The organism is Bradyrhizobium sp. USDA 3650, from assembly GCF_054057395.1.
Map to the genome: position 1 here is coordinate 1439221 of NZ_JBSRZG010000001.1, position 22298 is coordinate 1461518.

A 22298-nucleotide genomic window follows, 5' to 3' on the forward strand; every position below is an offset into this window, starting at 1 on the left:
GCGCTGTTCTTTCACGCGAAGGCCAGGATCGCAAGGAGGCCGGCGAGCAGCAGCATGGCGCGACGGTAAACCGTCAATCCCCGATCGATGTCGGCGGCAAGCGGATCGCGCGCACCTTCGTTCAGCCAGGGCTCGTTGGTGGTGCTGCCGTGATAGATTCGCGGACCGCTGAGCCGCACGCCAAGCGCACCCGCCATGGCTGCCTCCGGCCAGCCCGCATTGGGCGAACGGTGTCGGCGTGCATCGCGCATCATGCACGACAGTGCCTCGGATCGCTGGGGCGCCAGCAGCACGAACAGAAATCCGGTCAGCCGCGCCGGGATGAAATTGGCAACATCGTCGATGCGCGCCGCGGCCCAGCCGAAGGCTTCGTGGCGTTCGGAGCGATGGCCGATCATGGAGTCCAGCGTGTTGATCGCCTTGTAGCCCAAAATGCCGGGAAGACCGAACATCGCGCCCCAGAACACCGGTGCGACGATGCCGTCGGACGCATTCTCGGCGAGGCTCTCGATCGCCGCGCGCGCGATCCCGGCCTCGTCGAGCGTCAGGGGATCGCGGCCGACGATGCGCGAGACCGCGTCGCGCGCGGCGGGGATGTCACCGGCCCGCATCTGATTTGCGACGGCAGCAACGTGGTCGTGCAGCGAACGCAAGGCGACCAGCGGCCAGGCCACGACGCCGACCAGCACGATCTGGATCGAACCCAACGGAAGCAGAGACTGAAGTGCCCAGCCGAGCGCGACCGAGAGTCCGATCACCGCGAGCGCTCCGGCGAGACCAGCGGCGCGGCGGAATGCCGGCGGATCAGACGGTCGATTCCAGGCCTTGTCGATGGCAGAAATCAGCCAGCCCAGCCAGGTGACGGGATGGCCGATCTGCGCGAACAACCACGACGGCCAGCCCACCAGGGCATCCACCACCATCGCAACCGCCATCGCACCCGCAAAACCCACACCCGCCTCCTGTCCTGCCCCTGTTGCGCAAAGGGTGGCCGGAGCGCAAGCCCCTGATTGGCGGATTTCGGCTTTGTTTTTGGCCGCGTTTGGTGATTAGTGCAGGCCGACAGGAGACTTTATGGCCGTCATTTTGATCACCGGCGGAGCGCGATCGGGCAAGAGCAAGCGCGCGGAGATGCGCACGCGCGCCTTTCCCGGGCAGCCGGTCTATCTCGCGACGGCCGAGGCTCTCGATGCCGAAATGGAGGCGCGCATCGCCAGACATCGCGCGCGCCGCGGAACCGACTGGATCGAACGCGAAGTGCCGCTCGGTCTCGTGCCCGCGCTGCTCGCCACGGACGGCGGCGGCGCGCGGCTCGTCGATTGCCTGACGCTGTGGCTCTCCAACCTGATGCATTCGGAGCGCGACTGGGAACGCGAGATCGAGGAGCTTGCCGGCGCCCTGCCCCGGTTGAAAAGCCCCGTCGTTCTCGTCACCAATGAAGTTGGCCTTGGCATCGTGCCCGACAACGCGCTGGCGCGCAGCTTTCGCGACGCCGCCGGGATCATGAACCAGGTCATCGCTGAAGTCGCCGACGAAGTCGAATTCGTCGTCGCCGGCCTGCCGATGAAACTGAAATGATGCCGCGCGACCAACTCTTGCGAGACGTCATCGCCGATCTCAGGATGGCGGCATCGTTCGTGACGATCCTCCCCGTCGCATCGTCGAAGCCCGCAGCCGACGGCGCTGTCGCACGCGCGACCTGGGCGTTGCCCGTCGCAGGACTGCTGGTCGGCCTTGCCGGCGCCTTGGTCTACAAGGTCGCGAGCCGGTTCGGTCTGGCACCGAACCTTGCCGCGCTGCTCGCGCTGGCCGCGACCGCCCTCGTCACCGGCGCGCTGCACGAGGACGGCCTTGCCGATACTGCCGACGGGCTCGGCGGCGGCCGCACCCGCGAGCGCAAGCTCGAGATCATGCGCGACAGCCGGATCGGCACCTATGGCGTCTGCGCGCTGATCCTGTCGTTCGGCCTGCGCTGGAGCGCGCTCGCGGCGATCGCCAATCCGTGGGCCGTCGCGCTCGCGCTGTGCGCTGCGCATACTGCGGCCCGCGCGGGCTTGCCGGCCTTCATGTCGCAGGTCGCGCCTGCGCGACCTGACGGCCTGTCGGCGAGCGCCGGATCACCGCCGGGCCGCAGCGTTGCGATCGCATTCGCTGTTGGAATCCTCACGCTCACGCTCGCGCTGGGGCCCGGCAAGGCGCTGGTGAGCCTGATCCTGCTCTCCCTCGCCGGCCTGATGCTGGCGCGACTTGCCATCCGCCAGATTGGCGGGCAGACCGGCGACATCCTCGGCGCGTTTGAGCAGACTGGCGAGATTCTGATCCTGCTGGTTGCCGCAGCTTTCCAGATCGGAGGGTGACGCGATGGTTGAATTCGACGACACCTTCCGCCAGCACTTGCGCGAGCTGTTCGTGTGGCGCCGCGACGTGCGCCGCTTTCGCGCCGATCCGTTGCCTGACGGCGCCATCGATCGCCTGATCGAGACGGCCTGTCTCTCGCCTTCGGTCGGCCTCAGCCAGCCCTGGCGCTTCGTCATCGTCGACGACGACGCGCGGCGTCGCGCCGTGATCGACGATTTCAAAGCGTGCAACGCCGACGCGCTGAATGCCTATGCCGGTGAGCGCGCAGCGCGCTATGCTACGCTGAAACTCTCGGGTCTCGAACAGGCCCCCGGCCACCTCGCCGTGTTTGCGGACAAGGCCAGCGACGTCGGTCACGGCCTCGGCCGCGCGACGATGCCGGAGACGACGGAATATTCCGTGGTCGCGGCGATCACCGCGATGTGGCTGGCCGCGCGCGCCGATGGCATCGGGCTTGGCTGGGTCTCGATCCTCCATCCGGATCGCATCCACGCCATTCTCGACGTGCCCGACACCTGGAAATTCATCGCCTATCTCTGCATCGGCTATCCGGAAGTTGAATGCGAGCAGCCTGAGCTCGAGTTGGCGAAATGGGAGCATCGGCGCGGCGCGGACGCGTTCACCCTGAAGCGCTAGACGACTCAATATCCGCTACGGTAGCTCAACGATTCTGCGTTGCGTGAGCACTTTCAACGCCGCACCCACACCACATCGCGTATCTTTCAGATTTGGATCATACGTAGCGTCACGTCCGAACTTTCCGGAAACGTACAAATTGGTGCACCCCCAGATATACGGCGATCTGGCATTGTGATTCCGATAACCGAGCCCGTTGTAGGTTTCCAGCCGGAATAGGACAGTTCCGACGCCGGACCAATCGATGCCTTGCCAACCAACGAGGGTTAGGAGGTCGATTGTGCTATCCTCCCAAGGGAACGGCGGATCACCCTGCGAAGGATGCCCCTTCGGCACATTCACAGTTCTGGCGGACAGCGGGTCGCCGTTCAAATGACGCGAAAAATCGAAATTGACGTCACCGTGAAGCAACGCCACGACGTACCATGGCACACTGGTCTTGGTTTCAATGGCTTGGTATCGCTCCTTGTTGGCCTGGATGCGCCCAACCATCTTATCGACATCGGACATGCGCTGAGGATCAATGATGGCCTGGTCAAAGAGTTGCTCAGCCTCCGATTGAATGGCTTTCGAATCGAACCGCGGGGCAACGGCCGGTAGGCTCGGCACAGTGATATTGCTGTCCTGCCTTGCGTATCCGACCTCCGCATAATTCCAATAGAGCTCTCTTCGCAAGGCCGCCATTTTGATCTGTTCGGCCTCGCTCGGTTTAGGAAGCGCGCTCAGATGCGCCGCGTCCATCTCCTTGTCATTGATGCTCTTTCTTATCGCGTCGCGCCGCTTCTCCAGCTCGTCATGATACAGCCTCCATTGGTCTCTGCTCTCCTTGTCCGAGACATAGGAGAAGTATTCCGAGAAGCGCAGACGCAGTTCGATGTCCTGGTTCAGAGCCGTGTCGATGAATTTCGAGATGTAGGTTTGGTGTAGATCCTGGGCCTTGCCCTCGATCTCTTTTTGCTTGAGAGCAACCTCCTGCTCGGCTTTCCTGAGATCGAGCCGCGCTTTGTAGGCTTCGACCGCGGCCGGAATGGCGACAGCCACGCCGCCACTGATCAGCGTGCCCCAGATGGCCTGCCAGAAGCCGAGGCGCAGGCGATAGCGCTCCAGGCTCTGCACGACCGGCTCGGTTGGTTCTGTGGCGGCCATCTGCGTTCGCCCGTCCAGTAGCGGAACTGGCCTATGCAACCGCAAGGCGTCGATTTAATCAACCCCGGAATGCTGATCCGGGCGGCCAGGTGCTGCCCGAACCACTCCGCCGAAATCACTACGACTTGCTCCTGCCAGCAACCGCCGCCAAAGGCGCGGGGCTTTCCTGCTTCTGGAACATCAACAACGGCCGGAGAATGACACGGCCATAGGCCTCGTAGTGGTGCTGGGTCGAGACCGCCATCTTGAGCGGTGTCGCGTAATTGGCCTCGAAGGTCATGAACGAGGCGTAGGTCCAGGAGAAGCCAACGCCGACCGAGCCCAGCTCGGTGATCCCGGGGAACGTCGAATACACCGCACCCCAGTCCGTGAAGATATAGGTGTCGAAACCCCTGAGCCATTGCGACCAGTTGTAGTGCAGCTCGGCATTGAAATAATAGCCGCTGTCGCCGGACGCCGAGTTGGAGGGATAACCGCGCACGGTGGTGGGGCCGCCGATCGAGAAGATCTGGTCGCCCGGCAGCAGCTTTTCCTGCGTGTACTGCCAGCTCGCCAGCACATTGGTGCTGAAATTTGCCGGCCCTGCGGCGCTGGTCGCGAACATGGAGCCGGTATAGGTGTTGAACGTGCGATTATTGCCGAGCACGTGGTCTTGCCACGTGATGTAGTTCACCGCCGGTGAGACCGTGATCGAATAGGTGTTGCCGGAATTGGTCACCGAGAGGCCGGCCGTGGCCTTGTCGTAATGATCCTGGGTCACGGCGACCGTGGCGAAGCGGCTGACCGTCTTGCCCTCGGTCTCCGCAGCGTTGAGCAGCACCAGCCAGTTCTGCGTCACCCAGACCGGCTGGCTGAAATTGACCGCGGCCTGGCTCGAGCGTCCGGTGACGTCGAGCGCGACGAACGGTCCCTGGATGATCTTGATCTTGCCTTCGGTATAGCTGACGCCGGCGCGGCCGCCCCAGGGATTGACCGGGATGCTGTAGGCGACGTTGCCGTTGAGGTTGCCGTCGGAACGGACGCCGTAGAAGGTCAAGCGGTCGTCGACGCCGAACAGGCCGTGGCGCTTGTAGAAGGCCCCGCCCTCCCAACGCCCGGTGTTTTCCGCGCCCTGATTGTCGGTGAAGAGCTGCAAGGTGTCGACCGGCGGCTCGATCACGGCGAACTGGAGATCGGTCAGGCCAAAGCTCGTGCCGGGTTGCAGCAGCGCCTTGATCTGCACGTCGTTGGTACGATTGAACCAGATCACATCGCGATTGAGCTTTGGAACGTCGAGGACCTCGCCTTCGGGCTCCTTCACGCGCTGAAGGATGTACTCGGTGCGGGTCTGCTTGTTGCCCTCGATGGTCGTCTTCTGCAGCCGGCCTTCGGTCAGCTTGACGCGGACGATGCCGCCCTTGGCATCCTGCTCGGGCAGCGTCGCGATGCCCGTGACGATGCCGCGCTCGGTATAGACGGCGTTGATGTCGGCGACGAGCTGCAGCAGCGAGGCGATGTCGACGTTCTTGCCGACATACTTCTTCGCGATCTCGTCGAGCTCGGCCGGCGTGATGAACTTGGAGGCGTCGAACTCGACCTTGCGCAGGCGGAATTTCGGCCCGCCCGGCTTCAGGAGCTGGGACTTCTCCCGCTCACCGCCGATCACCGCCGGCCCCTTGAGCTTGGGCGGCGCGCTCTGCTGTTCGAGCTGCCGGCGTTGCCGGTCGACATCGTTCTGGATCACGCCGGGATTGATCGACGGAATCTGCGCCCGCGCGGAGGCGATGCACGACGCTGCCAGCCCAAGCCCTAACGCTGCCCCCCAAATCCGCATCCCTGGTTCCGTTACCATGCCTGTGCGAGACGGCCGATGGCCGGCTTCGCCGCCTCGATCGCCGCGTCCTTCCAGCCGACGCGTCCCACGCGCTGGCCCTGCCGGCGCAGCTTGCGCATGTCGCTCAGCCCCTCGATGTTGACGGCGGGACCGGCGCCGATGGTTTCGACCGGCAGCGGCGTCAGCAGGGCATCGAGCCGCGCCTTGCCGGAGAGACCGAGCAGGTAGAACGTCCCCCCGTCCTTCTTCGCGAGCCAGGTCTCGATGCTCTCGGTGCCCTCGCCGTCGACGGAGATGTTGCGGACCATGCTGGCGCCGGTGAAGTCGTTGCAGCAGGTGTGGGTCGGCCCGTAATTGGTGACGGTCGCGGAGACGTCGCCGGTGTAGAACACCACATACGCGTTGCTGACATTGGCATTCCCGACCTGGCTCATCGTGAACACGCCACCCGGCTGGTAGAGTTGGAGCGACGGCCAGTTGGACGGCGCCGGCGTACGGTTGTTGAGCAGCACCTGCTGGGTTGCCGTGGTCAGCATCAGCTGACCCGGCACATAGCCGTTCAGGATCGCGACCGCGTGGGCGTCGGTCCAGAAGTTCGCATCCACCACCCTGAACTGGTTGATGATGATGCTGTCCGGATCGATCGAGATATTGGCCGAGGTCGCGGTGCCGCCGTTATGGCCGGTGATGTTCATGATCAGCGGAACCGACGGGTTCGAGCGGACCTGCTCGCCCTTGACGTTGATGGTATCGGCGGCGAGATCGAGTTCCCTGACCACGCTGACCCAATCGATGGTCAGGTCGCCCGACGAAGTCAGCTTGATCACATTACCGCTGACCCGGTCGAGCGAGACCGATCCGGCCACATCGAAATGCGTATCTCCGCTGGCCGAGATCGATCCGCCACGGAGCGAGCCGGTGTCGGACTTGACGTTGAGGTCGCCGGCGTCGCCCGGGATGCCTGTCGTGGTGAGTTGGCTGAAGACGATGTCGTTGACGGCGTGCAAGGTCTGTGTGCCGCCGCTGATGGCGGTGCCAACGGTAATCCCCCCGGCGGTCGCAGTGACGTCGAGTGTGCCGCCAGCCGTGAGATTATCCCAATGGACCACGGTGCCGCTCAGGACCGCGGTGCCGGTCGTCGCCGTGAGGTTATGACCGGTGTTGCTGCCCGCCGCGATCAGCCTTGCGGATCCGTGGGCGGAGACCGAGCCGAGCGTGGTCACGCCGCCCGACATCACCGTCTGCGCCAGGATGAAGCCGTTGTCCGCATTGACGTTGATGCTGCCGGCATCGCCGGTGTAGCCGGTGGACGTGAGCGACTTGAACGTCACGTTCTGGGTGGCATGGACCGTCTGCGAGCCGCTGCTGTCGGCGGTGCCGATGACGATGCTGCCATTGCTCGCGACGGCGCTGAAGGAGCCGCTTGCGCCTGCATCCGTACCTGCCAGCACCTGGTCGAACGTCAGGCCGCCGGTGCCGAGGATGTCCACGCTGCCCTTGACCGCCGAGAGCAGGCTCGCCTCGGTGTCGGTCAGAGACTTCAGATAGATGTCGCCGGCACTCGTGCTTGCCGACAACCGCGCGGCGCTGAGGATGAACCGGCTCGTCGCGTTGCCGATGCCGTTGGATGCGCCCAGCGAAACTTCGGCCCCGGAGCCGGACGCGACGAATTTGGTCTGGCCGTCGCCATTGTCGATGATGGCTCCGAGCGAGGCGACACCGCCGGCGGTGACGATGATCGAAGCTGCATTCGAGGCCGCCGCATAGGACAGCGATGAATTCAGCTGGCCGATGCTCGCGTCGCCGGTGGTGGTCACGGAGATCACGCCGGCCGCGTTGATGGCGGAGTAAGCTCCCATCGACAGTGTCGCGGCTACCAGCGTCACCCCGCCGGCGCTGCTGGTCGCCGTCACGGGGGCCGTGCCGGTGCCGGCCGCGAAGGTCATGCCACGGTTGGCGAGGAGCTGCATCAAGCCGCCGCTGGCGAGGTCAGCATTGATGGTGAGCGCGCCGCGCGCAACGTTCAGCGTCAGTGCGCCGCCGGATGTCAGCGTCCCATAGGCGCCGCTGGTGCCGACCACGAGATCGCCGGTGACCGCGAGGATGCTGAAATCGCCGACCGCCGAGCCGATCACGGCGCCGGAGATATTCACCTGCACCGGCTGGAAGGTCGAGCCGTTGAAGCCGATGCTGCCGCCGGCGCGCAGATCGAGGTCGGTGCCGAGAATATGGATCGCGCTACGATCCGTGAAGTTGGACTCGGCGTAGATGCTGCCGGTCGCCGCGAGCTGGATTGCATTGCCGGCGGCGATGTTGCCGAGAATGAGATCGCCGGTGGTCTGCTTCACATAAATGCCCTGCGCCGACGAGACTTGGTCGAGCTGGTCGTTGCTCGGATCGGCGAACGCGATCTGGATCGCGTTTGCGTTGGTCGCGGGATTGCTTCCGGCAGCGCCGGGGGCACCGACATTGCCGTGCTCGGCGATCAGAGTCAGATTGCCGATATCGCCGGAGATCACGGGCGTACCGGTCACGCCGGCGGCGGCAGTGATGCTGGTCACGGCGTCGAGCTTGACGTCGCCGCGGCCGGTCACCTCGATGCCGTTGGCCTGCGCGGCCGCGATCGGGCCGTAGTTCGCGGTGATGCCGCCGAGCGTGAGGCTGTTCTTGCTGCCGAGGTAGACGTTGGTCAGCGCCTTGGCCGAGATCGCGATCGGGTTGTCGACAACGACGAGGTTCTGCTGCGACAGGGCGACCGTATAGGTCACGATGTGGGTGGTCGGATCCGTGACCGCGCCGACGGTGAGCTGACCCGGACCGGCCGTCGCGAGCAATCCCCTCTGCGCCGGCGTCAGCGACGAGGAATCGACGCTGGTGAAGGTGAACGTCTGAGGCGCTGCCGAATTGCCGACCGAGCCGTGCGGCGCGTAGAGCATGATCTGGTTGGCGCTGACATTGGCCACGACGTTCTCGTCGATCGGCGGCGGTGCCGCGCCGACGGCCGACGACGAGACGGTGTAGGCAAGCTGGCTCTGGGTCCACTGCGCGCCCGCGGTGATGATGCCGTAGACCCGCTCGGTCGATGCGAGCGTATAGGCGTAGTTCGCATTGTAAGTGTTCAGCGCCATTTGCAGCGCCGTATTGCTCGGCAGGCGCTGATTGGCTGTCGTTACGCCGTCGAACAGCTTCGTGAACAGCGTCGACGACAACGAGCTGCCGAACACGGTCCCCAGCGGATCTGCCGGTGCCGTGCCGAGCAATGTCGTCAGTGAAGTCTTGAGCTCGTCGGTCGTGATCTTGCCGAGCAGGAACTGGTCCCTCAGGAACCGCGTCGTGGCCTCGACCTTCATGTCCGTCGTCGAGACGTTCGCGGGATCGATGCCGAGCTTGGCCGCCACCTGCGCCCGTAGCACCGTCAATCCCACCGAAGTCGGGTTGTAGGTGCTGCCGTTCGCGAAGGCGATGTTCTTGAGCTGGAAGTAGTCGTTATAGGCCGACGTCACCATCGACTGGTAGCTGTTGACGGCGTTGGTCGCGGCGTTGCCGCTGAGCAGGTCGAGGCTGGTCCAGACGTCCTGGAGATGCTGGCTCTGCGCCTGGGTGAGACCAACCGCCGCCCTTCCGTTCAGGATACTGGCCTGGTTGCCGTCCGAGCCGGCCGCCTCGAGGAACACCGGGCCGCCGCTCGACTGGACCGTGCCGAGACGCAGATCGCCCTTGGACTGCACGATGTAGGTGCCGGTCGCCGATGCGCTGTCGAGAACCCCGCCGTCGACGGTGCCGCCGGCCTGAATCGTGCCCGTCGCCTGGATCACCAGCGGATTGATATTGGTCAGGGTGCTCGCGCCGTTGATGACGGCGCTCGTCGCGCCGATCGCGCCGGCGGTGGAGTTGATCTCGACGTTCTTGCCGATCACGACGGGGTTGGTGACGTCGTAGGGCGAGGCCGAGTTGATGTCGCCGGTCGCCGAGATAAAGACGCTGCCCTGCGGCGTGCTGCCTGCCGAGTTCACCTTCACCTGGTTGATCGAAAGCGAGCCGACGGCCGCGATCGCGATGTCGTGGTCGATCGAACTGGCCGTCAGGCTGCCGCCATAGACCTGCACCTGGACGGGAACACCGTTCGCACCGATCGTGCCGATGCCGCCATCCGCCGACAGAATGACGCTCCGGCCCGATATCATCGGGTTGTTCGCGTTCGTGCCGCTGGTGATGGCCGAATTTGCCCCGGTGGCGCTGACCGTGGTCGTGCCCGAGAGGTTGTTGATCGGACCGTTGACGACGATGCCGGAGTTGGAAGTGACCAGAACCGTGCTGTTGCCGCCGCCGCTGAACGAGATGTTGATTGGGTTCGACGCCTTGACCGTATTGGTCAGCGTCAGGGTCAGGTGATCATAGATATTCTGGTACCAGTTGTATTGGTTGTCCGTGCCGCAGCACTTCTCGGGATGGGTGTTGCCGCCACCGGTGTGATAGGAACCGGTCGCGGTGACGACTTCCTGGAAGTTCGATGTCTGTGGGCCAGTGCTGCCGCCGCCGCCCTGGGCCTGCTGCACGTCCGAAACCAGGCTGATGGTGCGGGTCCAGTTCTGCCCGGTGGCCGAGTTGGGCGTATAGTGCCATCCGTAGTCGAACTGCGTCGAGCTCGTCGGACGATCCAGCGTAGCCGTATCGACCCACTGGTAGAACATGTTTGCCTTGGTCGCGTACTGGATGCCTGCCGTGCCGCTGAGGCTGGTCAGCATCGTATCTGTGTACTGGCTCGCATTGACGCCGCTCGTTTGATACGTCGACACCTGCTGGCCGCCCGCGGCGGAAGGATTGTAGACGTACCACGTCGTCTGCTGCTTGAGCTGATCGACGATCTCGATCACGCTCGGCGCGCTGACGCCGGTATTGATGGTGTTGGTGACGAGCTGCAGGCCGGTTGTGTTGTTGACCGTGATCGAGCCGGCGCCACCTTTGACCGCGATCGTGCCTTGGGAGACACCATCTTGAGTTGAGGTCGAGATGATCCTGCCGTTCAGATAGACGTAGCCGCCCGAGCCCTGCACCACGCCGTTTACGAGGATCTGGTCGGTGAGAGCGTTGTACTTCACCCCGATCTTGATGTCGCCGGCGGCCTCCGTCGTCGCAGACGCCGTGATGTCGTAATAGCTGCCGTTCCGGGCGTTGACCTGGGCCTGGGCAAAGTCCGCGCCCGCATTGCGGCTCTTGAGGTCGTTGATGGCGGTCAACGTGGAGCCGCCGATGTCGACCGAGTAATCGCTGCTCGTGCCGCTCTGGATGGTGCCGTTGATGTTGATGACCCCCGCCGAGATGATGATCGCCTTGCCGAAGATGAAGGGCGCGTTAGCCGGCGGGTTGGTCCCCGTGCTCGAGTTCGCGGCTGAGTTCGAAGACGCAGTCTTCGGCGTGATCACGTCGGGCTGGATATTGACGACCTGGAAGTAGGCAGAGCACCCCGCGCAATTGAATGGCGAGTAATACGTGGCCGTGTGGTTGGTGGTCGTGGTGTTGCCCTGCGCATCTGTCGAGGTCGTGGTGTAGTCGTAGGTCGAGTTGCTGTAGACGCCTTGGCCAGTATAGGTATTCCGCTCCCACGGCGCGGTGGAGATGGTCTGAACCGTCGGCCCCTCCATGATTGCGAGCGTAGCAGCGTTCGGCACGCCGCCGGCGTTCGGGTTACCACTGCCGGGCGCGCCCTGGCCCATCGGCAGGAAAATCGCCGAATAGAGCGACAGGCCGTCGTAATACAAATCCAGCATGCGCGCGGTGAAGATGGTGCTGTTGCTCGCCGTTTGCTGAACGCCGTTATTGCCGTCGACGCAGCAATAGTAGGAATACGGGTGACCGCCGCCCGCGCCGATGTGCGGGCTGTTCGCGTAGTCGCCATAGGCGCCGAGATAGGTCGCCGCCGCCATCACCGCCGTCAGCGTGTCGTCGTCACCCGGCTTGAACTCGACACCCGACCATTGCGAGAGAACATCGTGGTTGGAGGTGTAGAAGCTGCCGATGCCGCCGAGGAAGACGAACGAGCCGTTGGGCGCCACCATCTGGACGGTCGCGGCGTTGAGCGACTGCGAGGCGACGATGCTGCCGAGATTGTTGGTGATCTTGAGCAGGCCGTTCTCGTTGTTGACGACGCCGTCGAAATAGATGTCGGGCGTGCGGGTCAGCTGGTTGCCGTTCTGGTCGACGCCGAGCCCGCTGGAGGGATCCAGGCGGTTGTAGGTGGCCGAGATGTCGATGATCGGCGTCGCGCTCGGCGTGGCGGTGAAGGTCACATTGGAGTGCGAATCCGGGTCGACATGGTCGATCTGGCGGTAGGTGATGTTTCCTCCGGTGATATTGGTGACCGTGAGGTTGGCCAGGTCCATGAAGTCGAGACCCCTGTTCTCGATCTTGATCATCGGCGAACTGCGCGCGATGACCGCCGGCGCAATCGGATTCGTGCCGCTGTTTCCGGTCAGCTTCTGCGCCAGGATCGAGACGTTGCCGGCGGACACCAGCATATCGCCGAACGCGAAGGCGTTGCCGGCGGCGTCGGAGGTATACGGCGCCTGCTGGATCAGCGCGTTGATCTGGCGCTGGAAGTCGCCGGTCGGATCGGTGCCGGACGGCGACATCGTGGCGGGGGCCGCGGGCGTCGCCGCCGCGAGCTGTGTGCGGATCTGCGTCGCGGTCAGGCCGGTCAGCGCGGCGAGCTGGTTGACGACGCTCTGATAGGGATTGAAGCCGCCGACGATGGTGTACTGGACCACCTGGTGGTTCCAGCTCATCATCGGGTTGAAGTGATCGACGTCGGCGACATATTCGAGGGTGGGCGTCGACGAACCGCCGGACAGCAGTGACGAGTAGGGACTCGTCGTGCTCGCAGTCGGTGTGCCTCCACCAACGTCGATCGTAATGGTGATATCGTTGTTGATGCCCGCGACCACCAGGCCATTGAGCGCGACATCGCCGGTTCCGCTGGTGTGGCTATGGTTGTCGCTGTTCTTGGCGCTGAAGATGTCCAGATACGGATTGTAGTTGCTGCCATTGCCGGAGGCCGTAACCTGACCCTGGGTCGCTCCCAGGGAAATGTTCTGGACGCCGAGCACGCTCGAGGTGTTGGCGAGCGTCAGGCTCGTGGTGTCATCGGCATTGGCCGTGCCGCGGTAGAGCGTCGAGATCGGAATGGCGGTGTTGTTGTAGACGACCGTCGTCGCGGTAGCCTGAACGCTGCTGAAGATGATGGTGTCGCCCGACATGCCGGCATAGATGTTGATCTGGCCCCAGGCCTCGACCTTGGCATTGTTGCCGACGGTGACGGCCTGGTTGGCATGAACCCAGCTGTTGGTGCTGGCGCCGACGCCGGCGATCGCGCCGTAGAGACTGGCATTGGCGTTGTTGGCCGCCGCCATCTTGGCGGCCGTACCGATATAGATCTTGCCGGCGCTGAAGAGTTCGCGGGCATTGATGTTGACCGCAAGCGTGGCGTTCGCCGTCGTGTTGGATTCGGCTCCACCGCCGGCGAAGAAGGCGGCTGTGGCCAGGCTCGCCGTGTCGTTGGTATTCAGCGTGTTGTAGGCCTCGATGTTGATCACCGCCGCCGATGTCCGCGGATCGCCGTTGAGGCTCAGCACCGTCCCGGCGCCGATATCGGTGGTGACGGTCTGGGTGACATGCGTGCTGCTCAGTGCCGCAGCACCCGCGAACACGCCACCGGAGCCCGACCGCGCGCCGCCACCGGCCTGGTTGACGATGTCGTTGGCGATGACGACCATGTCGCCGCCGGCCGAGTTGATGATCAGATGAGGTCCAATGTCGACGGTCGTGATCGCGTTGACGTCGTTCTGCGTGCTGCCTCCGGAGACGCCGGCCGTAGACGCCTGGTACGCATCGCCGCTGGCGGCATAGTTGGTGGTGTGCTTGGCCTGGATGTTGAGGCCGCCGAAGAACAGCGTGTCATCCGTCGTGCCGCCGTCGAACCGCGCATTGGTCACCGCGGTCGAGCTGGTCGTTGCGACCGCGGCAGCGCCGGCATAAGTGCCACCCGCGCCGACCGTCGCGTTGGAGACGTTGATGTCCTTGCCGGTCGCCGTGATCTGGAGGATGCCGGTGTAGTCGGCGTGATTCAGATGGGTCTCGTCCATATCGTCGGGGGCGCCCAGATAAGCGTAAGTGTGCGCGCTCGACGACGTCTGGGCGACCGTCGCACCCACTGCCAGGAAGCCGGTCGAAAGGCCGGTCGCCTGGGCGTATTGGCTGCTGTCGTTCTGGGCCGTGATGACCACGTCGGCGTTGGGGAGCGTTATCCCGGTGCCGCCATACGCGCTCACCGTCGCGTTCTCGGACGCCCTGGCGTAGCTGCCCTGTGCGCCGATCAGCGAGCCACCGCCGCCCGCGAGCGACCAGGCGTAGGTCGTCGTGCCGCTCGTCGGAACCAGCGCCATCGCGGTCACGGCGAGCGCACCGCCCGAGAAGGTGGTGTTGTCGCCGACATCGGCCGTGACGGTGGCCGTCACCATCGATTCCGCGACCGACACGCCGATGGCGCCGCCGCCGACCGCGACGCCGATCGCTTCGCTCGAAAGATTGGGGGTGAGCGATGCCGACACCAGCGTGCCGACGCCGGCCGCGGAGGTGGTGATCGAGGCGCTGGAACCAATCTCGGCCAGAACAGTCGAATTTTCCTTTGCCGTCGCAACTGCGCCGTCGCCGGCGACGATACCGCCGGCAACCGCGGTCGCGGACGCCGACATTGCGCCGGCCTCGCCTGCGCCAACCGCAAGGGTCGAGCTGTTCACCGTCGCGTTCGAGAGCACCTTTGCCGCGACCGAACTGGATCGTCCCGTGGTGGCGATCGACACCCCGATGGCCGCAAGGCCGCCGGTGCCGCCGCCCGCGGTCACGCTCTGGGTCGAGCTGTCCATCGCCATGACGGCGACGCCGGTGCCGCCCGTGCCGGTGACGGAGCCGCCGAGCTGGGCTGTCACGGTGTTGGCGACGTTGCCGACCGCCACGGCAGCATCCGCGCCGAAGTAGAGCGCTGCACCGCCGGCAATCGCCTCGCTGTCGACGGTCTTGCCCGAATAAGGGCCGGTGTCGGCGTCCTTGACCCGGGCGGCGACCGTCACGGAAGGCGCCGCAACGATCGCGCTCAGATTGGCGAGCACGCTGCTGTTGACGCTGGTGTAGCCGATGCCGGCACCGATCCCGACATTCTTGGCAAAGCCGGCGCCGAGCAGGAACATCTTGGTCGCGTTGGCGCTGGTAGCAGCGACGTTGACCTGGGTGCCGGTGACGTTGCCGCCCGTGATCTGGGCGGTGACACCGTCATTACCGCCCGTCAGAACGGTGCTGACGTCGTAGGTCGAGGTTGCGTTGGCGTTGCCCGGATTGCCCGAGGTGCCGCTCGCGACCGCGTCGCTGCCGTGCGAGGAATTGGTGCCGGCGTTCACCGACGCGAGGGTGCCGTTGTTGCCCTGGTTGAGCTGGCCGGTCTGCTCGCCCTGCGTATCCGGATCAGCGGTGTTGGTGCCGACGATGATGACGCCGACGGTCGCACCGATGCCGACACTGCCGCCGATGCCGGCGGTGACCGCATAGGACAACACTTCCTTGGTGCTGAGCGCGCCGACATTGATTGCGCCGGACGAATTGAGGTTGCTGTTGCGGCTTTCCGCAATGGTCTGGCTCTTGAAGACGATGACGTTGGCCGCCGCGCCGACGCCGACGCCGGACCCGCTGGCGGCAATCGAAAGCGCGCCTGCGATCTCCTTGATCGCGACGTCTTCGGTGGCGTTGATCGTGACCGCGCCAGCCGCGCCGCCCGTGGGCGATTGCAGCGTGGTGTCGTAGACGCCCGCGATGGTGGTGTTGTTGGCGATCTCGATGTTGGCCATGCCGGCGATCGCCGCCGTGCCGGTCGAAAGCGCCCCGCCGATTGAATAGGCCTGGAAGCGGTTCTTCGTCGTTGCCTCGACGTCGAGCGCGCCGCTCAGATTGACCGCGGTCGTGTGCGCCGCGCCGTTGCCCTGGTAGTGGAACTCGTCGCCGACATAGGCCTCGGTCCGGTTCGCCGAGACCTGAACCAGGAACGCCGCGCCGATCGCGGCCTGGCTGCCATAGGCGCCCGAGCCGTTCGCCGACGCGATACCCGTGGCGTCGTAGGCATTGACCGTGAGCGAGGACGCCGTGAGGGAGCCGCCGTCGACATAGGCCTCGGTAGTCGCGACGAAGACGTTCAGCCCGACCGAGCCGGTGCCGAAACCGACCGCGATCGATGACGCGTCCTGCTCGGCATTGGCCTTCACGGTGACGGCGCCCACCGTTGCGCTCGCCGACTGCACGCCACCAACGGTCGCATTGGTGATGTACGCCTCGGTGTCACGCGACATCGTCGTGCTGAGAATGGTCGCACCGCCGCCCCCGCTCCCGGTTGGCGGCACCACGCCAGCGCCGAACGCGCCCGAATAGGAGAAGCTGCTGGCGGCCACGTCGATCTGCGGGTCCAGCGTCGAACTTGCGAGCCGCGTATCGATTGCCGCGCCATCGATATGGGCCTTGGTGGATCCGCTCATCACATTGGTGATCGGATTGATCATGATGGAGATGCCCGAGCCCGCAGACAGGGTGGCGACGTTGGTGACGACGGCCTGGTGCGAGCTGGCAACGACGGCGAGGCCGCGTACGCTCTCCTGGGTCTCGCTCAGATCGGGCGTGGTGTCAGTGGGCGCGCTGAAGCCGCCGAGATCGATCGCGTGCGCGAGCGTGCCGCTGTTGACCGAAAGCACGTCGCTCGTGCTGGTTCCGAGCGCATCCACTTTCGTCGTCGTCCCGCTGATATAGGCCGCGGTGGTGCCGGTGATCTTGTTCGTGACCATCGAGCCCGCGCCGCCGGCCGCGCCCTTGCTGATGGACACGGCGCCGGCAAAAACACCCGCTTTGTCATTATTGCCGGCAATCACGGCAACGTTGTCGTTCGCGGTGACGTCGGCCCCGCCGGCAATGCTGGCGGTGACGTTGGTTCCCATCAGATTGGTGGCGACCGAACCGGCAAGGCCGATCTGCGAGGAAATCGCAATACCGACGGCAACCGTCGAGATATCGGCATTCGAGTTCGCGTTGACGGCGACATTGCCGGAGGCGGTCAGCTTGGAGCCGGTGACGCCGGCACTGACATTGTTGGCGATGCTGCTGTAGACAAGGGCCAAGCCCGCTGCGCTGCCTTGCGTCGAGGCGCCAGCGACGGCGGCGGCTCCGGTGATGCTCGAATTGTCGGTCGCGGTGACGGAGATATTGGAGGCCGTCACGGTCGATTGTGTCGTGTCGGACTGGTTATTGCCGATTGCCGCCGAAACACTATTGGCGATCGAGCTGATCGTCATGCCGCCGACGCCGGCAAACTGGCCGGTCGCCAGGCCGAAGCCAATCGTGACCGACTGGATCTTCGTGGTGTCGACCGCATTCACACTGACGCTGCCGATCGTCGACATCCGCACGTTGGCGATATAGGCCGAATGCGTCGTCGCGATGGTATCGTACACCATCGAGGCGCCGACATTGTTCTTGCCGGCCTGGATAATGCCCGCAACGGAGATGATGCCGGCGCCCGGACCGTTGGCCGCGCCGCCGTTGAGCGCCGCCGCGCTAAAATCGATGCAGTTCTGCGTGCCACCGCCGGCGGCGGCCGTGCAGGTGTCCGATGCCAAATGATTGTTGTTCGACTTCTTGACGAGATTGCCGAGCGCCGTATCGAGGTCCGACACAGCGCCGCTGTCCGCCAGCACCGTCACACGGCCGACATTGATGTTCACCGTCGAGTTGCTGCTGATATAGGCCGTTGTCGTGGACGTGATTTCGTCGACGACGATCGAACCCGACAGGCCGTTCGACCCTGCCCCGGCCGACGCGGCACCGGCCGCGATGATGCTGGCATTGTCGGCGAGCACCAAAAGCGAGTCGTAATTGCTGATCGAGGTGGACTTGATGTGCGCGTCAGTCGCGTTGCCGCCGGAGGGATCGCCGATCGAAGCATACGTCATGGCGACGCCGAAGCCGCCCTGTCCGCCGGAAATATAGAGCGAACCGCCGCCGACCGCGATGTTGCTGGTCTGGTAAGCATCGACCTCGAGAGCCCGCAGGACGCCTGTGCTCCCGCCGGCGATCGTCGAATTTTCGATGTAGGCCTGCGCACTGTCGGTGATGATGCCGACGGACAGCGCGATCGAGGCGGCGTTGGACCGCGTTGACGCGGCCAGGCCGATCGCCACGACCGTTTCCGATCCGCCGTTCAAGGCCTGCACGGTCACGGACTGCTGGTTGTTGACCGTGGAGTTGGAGATGAAGGCTTTGGTCACATTGTTCGAGATCGCCGCGGCGATGGTGCCGTCGACGGCCACGCTCGTCGAGCCGGCGCTGCCTCCCAGATTGGCGGCGGCGCCGCCCGAGCCGTTGTTGAGGATGGTGTCGTTGAGCGCCTGGACCAACAAGGTGGCCGTTGGGCTCGGCGAGTAGCGGTTGATCGTGACGCCGGTGATCGAGGCGGTCGTGCCAAGGCTCACATCGCTGATGGAGGAGCTGCCGGCAAGATCAATCGTGAAGCCGCTGCTGGAGGCGCCTGACGACGACCCAACCTTGGCCAGCGCGGTTGAAATCCCGCCCGCTCCGCCGGTCGCGGCTGCGCCGACGGCACCGGCCTTGGTGCCGAAGTCCGAAACCGACGGTTCCGAGATCGCAGCCGCAATCGACGCTGCGGTGATCCGGCCCGCGGTCGTCGCGGAAATCGCCAGATGGTCGGCCGTGACCGACCCGTTACCGCTGCCAGTTCCCGAGAACGGATCGTCCGAACTGAACGGGCCCGGGCGGATGTCGCTGTGATTGTCACCGACATAGGCGGCGGTGTCGGTGGTCGCGCCGAGATAGGCGACGGCGAGGCCGACGGCAGAGTTACCGCCGGCGGACACCGCGCCGGCAACCGACAGCATCGACAGATCCTGCTGGGCGAGCACATTCACGGTCGGAGCCGACACCGTCGCGCCGATGCCTATCGAGGCATGGGTCGTGTTGTTCACGAGCGCAATCGACGTGATGCCGTTCAGCGCCAGGGCGCCGGCCGCCTTGCCGGACGTCGGCGCGACGCCAAAGAACTGGTCGGTCGTCGATGCAGTGACGGAGACGTTGTCGGTCGCGCCGAGCGAAGCGCCGGACGCCACGCCGGCGATCGTGTTGTTCCAGAACTGGACCAGATTGAGCGCGCCGCCCAGCGACGAGCCGCCCGAGGTGTTGCCGGGAAGGAAGCCGAGCGTGCCGACATTGCCGGCGGCGTCGATCGAGGCCGAATAGGCCGTCGCCGCGATGGCGAGCGTCGCGTCGAAGGCCTGCGTCGCCCCGCTGTCCAGCGCGGCCGTCCACGCGCCGCTGCCGCAACTCGCAACGGCGCAGGTCGACGTCAGGCTGGCGCCGGTCGCAACCCATGCCGTGGTGTTGTTGTGAACCATGAAATTGTTCAGCGACCCCGAGATGCCGACGGTGTCGCCTGCGTCAGCAGTCGCATTGGCGTAGCTGGTCAGGATGCTGCCGCCGACGCCGAGATTTCCGTTGAGATGCCTCAGCACGTCGGTCAGCGAGGCCCATTGCAACCAGGTGTTGGTAATCGGCATATAGGTGTTTGCCGAGACGCCGATCTCCGGCGCATTGATCAGGGTCCCGCCGCCGATATAGGCGTTCGAATTGTGCGTGAAATCGCCCCATGCGACCGCGGCGGCGACGGCCGTCGACTGACCATCGACCGGGCTCGAGCTGATCGCCGAGGCCGTCGCAATGCTGCGCACGCCCACGTCGATCACGTTGCTGATGACGGCGACGTTGCCCGACGTGTAGATCGACGGCGCGCCGCCGCTGGGGTTTTGCGCAATCGCCGCCGTCGCGCTCTCCGTGCTGCGCGCGATCGTCAAGGCCGCCGCCGCCTTCAGGTTCAGATCCGCGGTGAACAGCGTGCTGAACTGCTGCGAGAACAGGCCTGGATCCATCGTGCCCACGACCAATGCCCCTTGCAGACCGGCGATCAGCGCCGGCGTGCCGGTAATGGTCGAGGACATCGTCGAATTCGATGTGGTGTTCGAGGTCGCCTCGACCGTCACCGAGCCGGTCATCCGGTTCGAGGTGCTGGACCCCAGCGACGAGCCGAGGGTCGCGGTCGCCGCGGTGTTGACGTTGCTGATCGCGACGGCACCGCCGACGCCGCCGTTCAAGGCCGGATTATCCAGTCCCACGGAGGTCGCAGACGTCGAGAAGCTGTTGTTATTCAGCGCGCGCACCGCGAATCCACCGGTCGATCCGATCGCCGTGCCGACGCTCAGGTGGGCGCCGGTCGCGACGTTTGCCGTGGTCGTCACCGACGCCGTCGAATAGGCCACCGTCGCCACGAGAATCGCGCTCGAGGTCAGCGATACGGCAGTGACGTTCATCGTGGCATCGTTGGTGGCCTTGATGTCGAGGGTACCGCCCGCGCTGATCGTCGCGTTGCTTGCGACATTGGTGGTGACGTTGCCGGCGATGTTCCCGACCACGACCGCCGCGCCGACCGGCGATACGCCGAAGAGCGACGCGGCGATAACGGGATCCTCGGCCCTCTCCGACCCGTAAGCGCTGATCGAGACGTTGCCGCTGCCGGAAATATTGGCATGGCCGTTGATGTTCACGGCCGCGGTTGAGCTCGCCGCGACATAGCCTCCGTTGAGGCCCAGGATCATGCCGGGGACCGACTCGCCGATCAGCGCGAACGTCGAAGCGAGCGAACTCGTGAAGCTCGCGACCGCCGTGGAGCTCGCGCTGATCGAGATCGCGCCGCCGGTGATCGTGCCGTCAACGGTAATGCCCGTGGTCGCATGGGCGTGGCCGGACATCAGAATCTGGCTCGCCGTGGCTGCAAGCGTGACGCTACCGCTGCTGTAGGTCGTTCCACCAGTATTGATCGCCAGGGCGAGGATCTGTGCTCCGTTGACGATGCTGATGGTGGGCGCGTCGATCTCGACATTGATCGCGTTGCCGACGGAATGAGTCTTGGTGGCGTCGAGGTTGCGGGCATCGATCACCGCATGCGCGGCCAGCGTGACCGAATTGTCGGCCTGAACCAGATAGGTGCCACCAGCGCTGAGCGCCGCGATGGCGTTGGCGACGGACGTGTTGTTGAGGGTTACGCCGACGTCGCCCTGGCTGGCGTCGCCGATCACCACATCGGTCGGGTCGATCAGCAGCGTGCCGGCCCGGCCGCTCGGTGCGGCAAGGTTGATGGTAACGCCGCTGCCCACGTCGATGATGCCGTTTCCGCTCAGCTCGACCAGGCCCGCATTGCCGGTCTTCGAGCTGGCATTGATCTTCGCGCCGCTCCTCACGGTCACGTCGTTGCCGGCCTTGACGAGGACGCCGCCGGCATCCGCGGTTCTGCTCGCGGTGCTCAAGCGCGCATTCTTGCCGAGTTCGGCTTGGTTGCCGGCCACGACCGTGATGTTGCTCGGCGTCGTGGTCTTGCTGCGCGCGGTTAGCCGTCCGTTGACGCTTGCGTTGTTGACGGCGCCGATGTGGATCGAGCCGTTGCGCACGGAAATCGCGGCGGCGCTCCGCAGCCCTTTGGAATTGACCGAGGCCGCGAACTTCGCGGCATGATCGAGATTGGCAATGTCGCGCTGGCTGGCACCACCGACAAGGACGTTCTGCCCGGTCAGGCGCACGCCATCGATGGCATTGACCCGGCCGTAGATCCGGATGTTGCCGTCCGGCGAGACCGGGAACGAGCCCGCCATCAGATTGGCGACGGCCGAACCGTTGATCTGCCCCTGCGCGCCGATCAGGCTGTCGGTGAACTCGCGCGTCGGCGTCGAGACGTTGAGGCTGCCGACATTGACCGTGCCGCTGCGGCCGACCACGAAGCCCTTGGGGTCGGCGAAATAGACGTTACCGCCGATCGCGCCATTCATGTAGGAGTTCAGTGTGCCGTTGACGTAGACCGGTGCGTCGCGAACGATGTTGACGAGATTTTGCGTGCCGGTCGGCAGTTGCAAATTGACCGTGTTGCCCTGCCCGACGCTGAACTGCGAGAACGAGTTGAAGGCACTGGTGCCGGAGACGGTCGACGTCGTGACGTTGGTGACGCTGCCGGACGTCTGCAGGCTGGTTCCGGTGCGGCCGTCCGGCGTGATCACGTTCGCCGGCTGCGCCTGCAGGCGGACGCTGAACACCGGCAGGAAGACCATCTGCATCGCGCAGAGCAGTGACATCGAACGGAAACGCGCGAGCCCCCGCAGCGTCAGCTCGTCATTGTCTCGCCTTGCAGATGGTCGGCGCATTTCAGATCCTC

Annotated in this window: 7 protein-coding genes; 3 read left to right on the forward strand and 4 right to left on the reverse strand. The window is 64.9% G+C overall.

The window, feature by feature from the left end:
- Positions 1-11 precede the first annotated feature (11 nt).
- Entirely contained in the window at positions 12-953 is a 942-nt protein-coding gene (gene cbiB / locus ACVIN2_RS07055; RefSeq protein WP_456765038.1) for an adenosylcobinamide-phosphate synthase CbiB, read from the reverse strand.
- Between the two features lie 121 nt (positions 954-1074).
- Here cbiB and cobU point away from each other — a divergent pair, with 121 nt between their 5' ends.
- From cobU to bluB, 3 genes are read left to right on the forward strand one after another with little or no spacing between them, the layout of a single operon-like run.
- Complete coding sequence (cobU, locus tag ACVIN2_RS07060; RefSeq protein WP_456765039.1) at positions 1075-1578, forward strand: bifunctional adenosylcobinamide kinase/adenosylcobinamide-phosphate guanylyltransferase; 504 nt, start codon at positions 1075-1077, stop codon at positions 1576-1578.
- Entirely contained in the window at positions 1575-2357 is a 783-nt protein-coding gene (cobS, locus tag ACVIN2_RS07065; protein ID WP_456765040.1) for an adenosylcobinamide-GDP ribazoletransferase, read from the forward strand. Before cobU ends, cobS begins: the two co-directional genes overlap by 4 nt.
- 4 nt (positions 2358-2361) lie before the next feature.
- Entirely contained in the window at positions 2362-2994 is a 633-nt protein-coding gene (gene bluB / locus ACVIN2_RS07070) for a 5,6-dimethylbenzimidazole synthase (RefSeq protein ID WP_456765041.1), read from the forward strand.
- Between the two features lie 15 nt (positions 2995-3009).
- Here the strand turns inward: bluB and ACVIN2_RS07075 are convergent, their stop codons facing one another.
- The 3 genes from ACVIN2_RS07075 to ACVIN2_RS07085 form a co-directional block, all read right to left on the reverse strand.
- Positions 3010-4140: a hypothetical protein gene (locus ACVIN2_RS07075; protein ID WP_456765042.1), complete on the reverse strand. Its 1131-nt coding sequence runs from the start codon at positions 4138-4140 to the stop codon at positions 3010-3012.
- A 118-nt stretch (positions 4141-4258) separates the two neighbouring features.
- Positions 4259-5953, reverse strand: coding sequence for a ShlB/FhaC/HecB family hemolysin secretion/activation protein (locus ACVIN2_RS07080; RefSeq protein ID WP_456765043.1), 1695 nt, complete (start codon positions 5951-5953; stop codon positions 4259-4261).
- An 11-nt stretch (positions 5954-5964) separates the two neighbouring features.
- Positions 5965-22287 carry a leukotoxin LktA family filamentous adhesin gene (locus ACVIN2_RS07085; RefSeq protein WP_456765044.1) on the reverse strand — a complete coding sequence of 5441 codons (16323 nt, stop codon included), beginning with the start codon at positions 22285-22287 and terminating at the stop codon, positions 5965-5967.
- Positions 22288-22298: the final 11 nt, after the last annotated feature.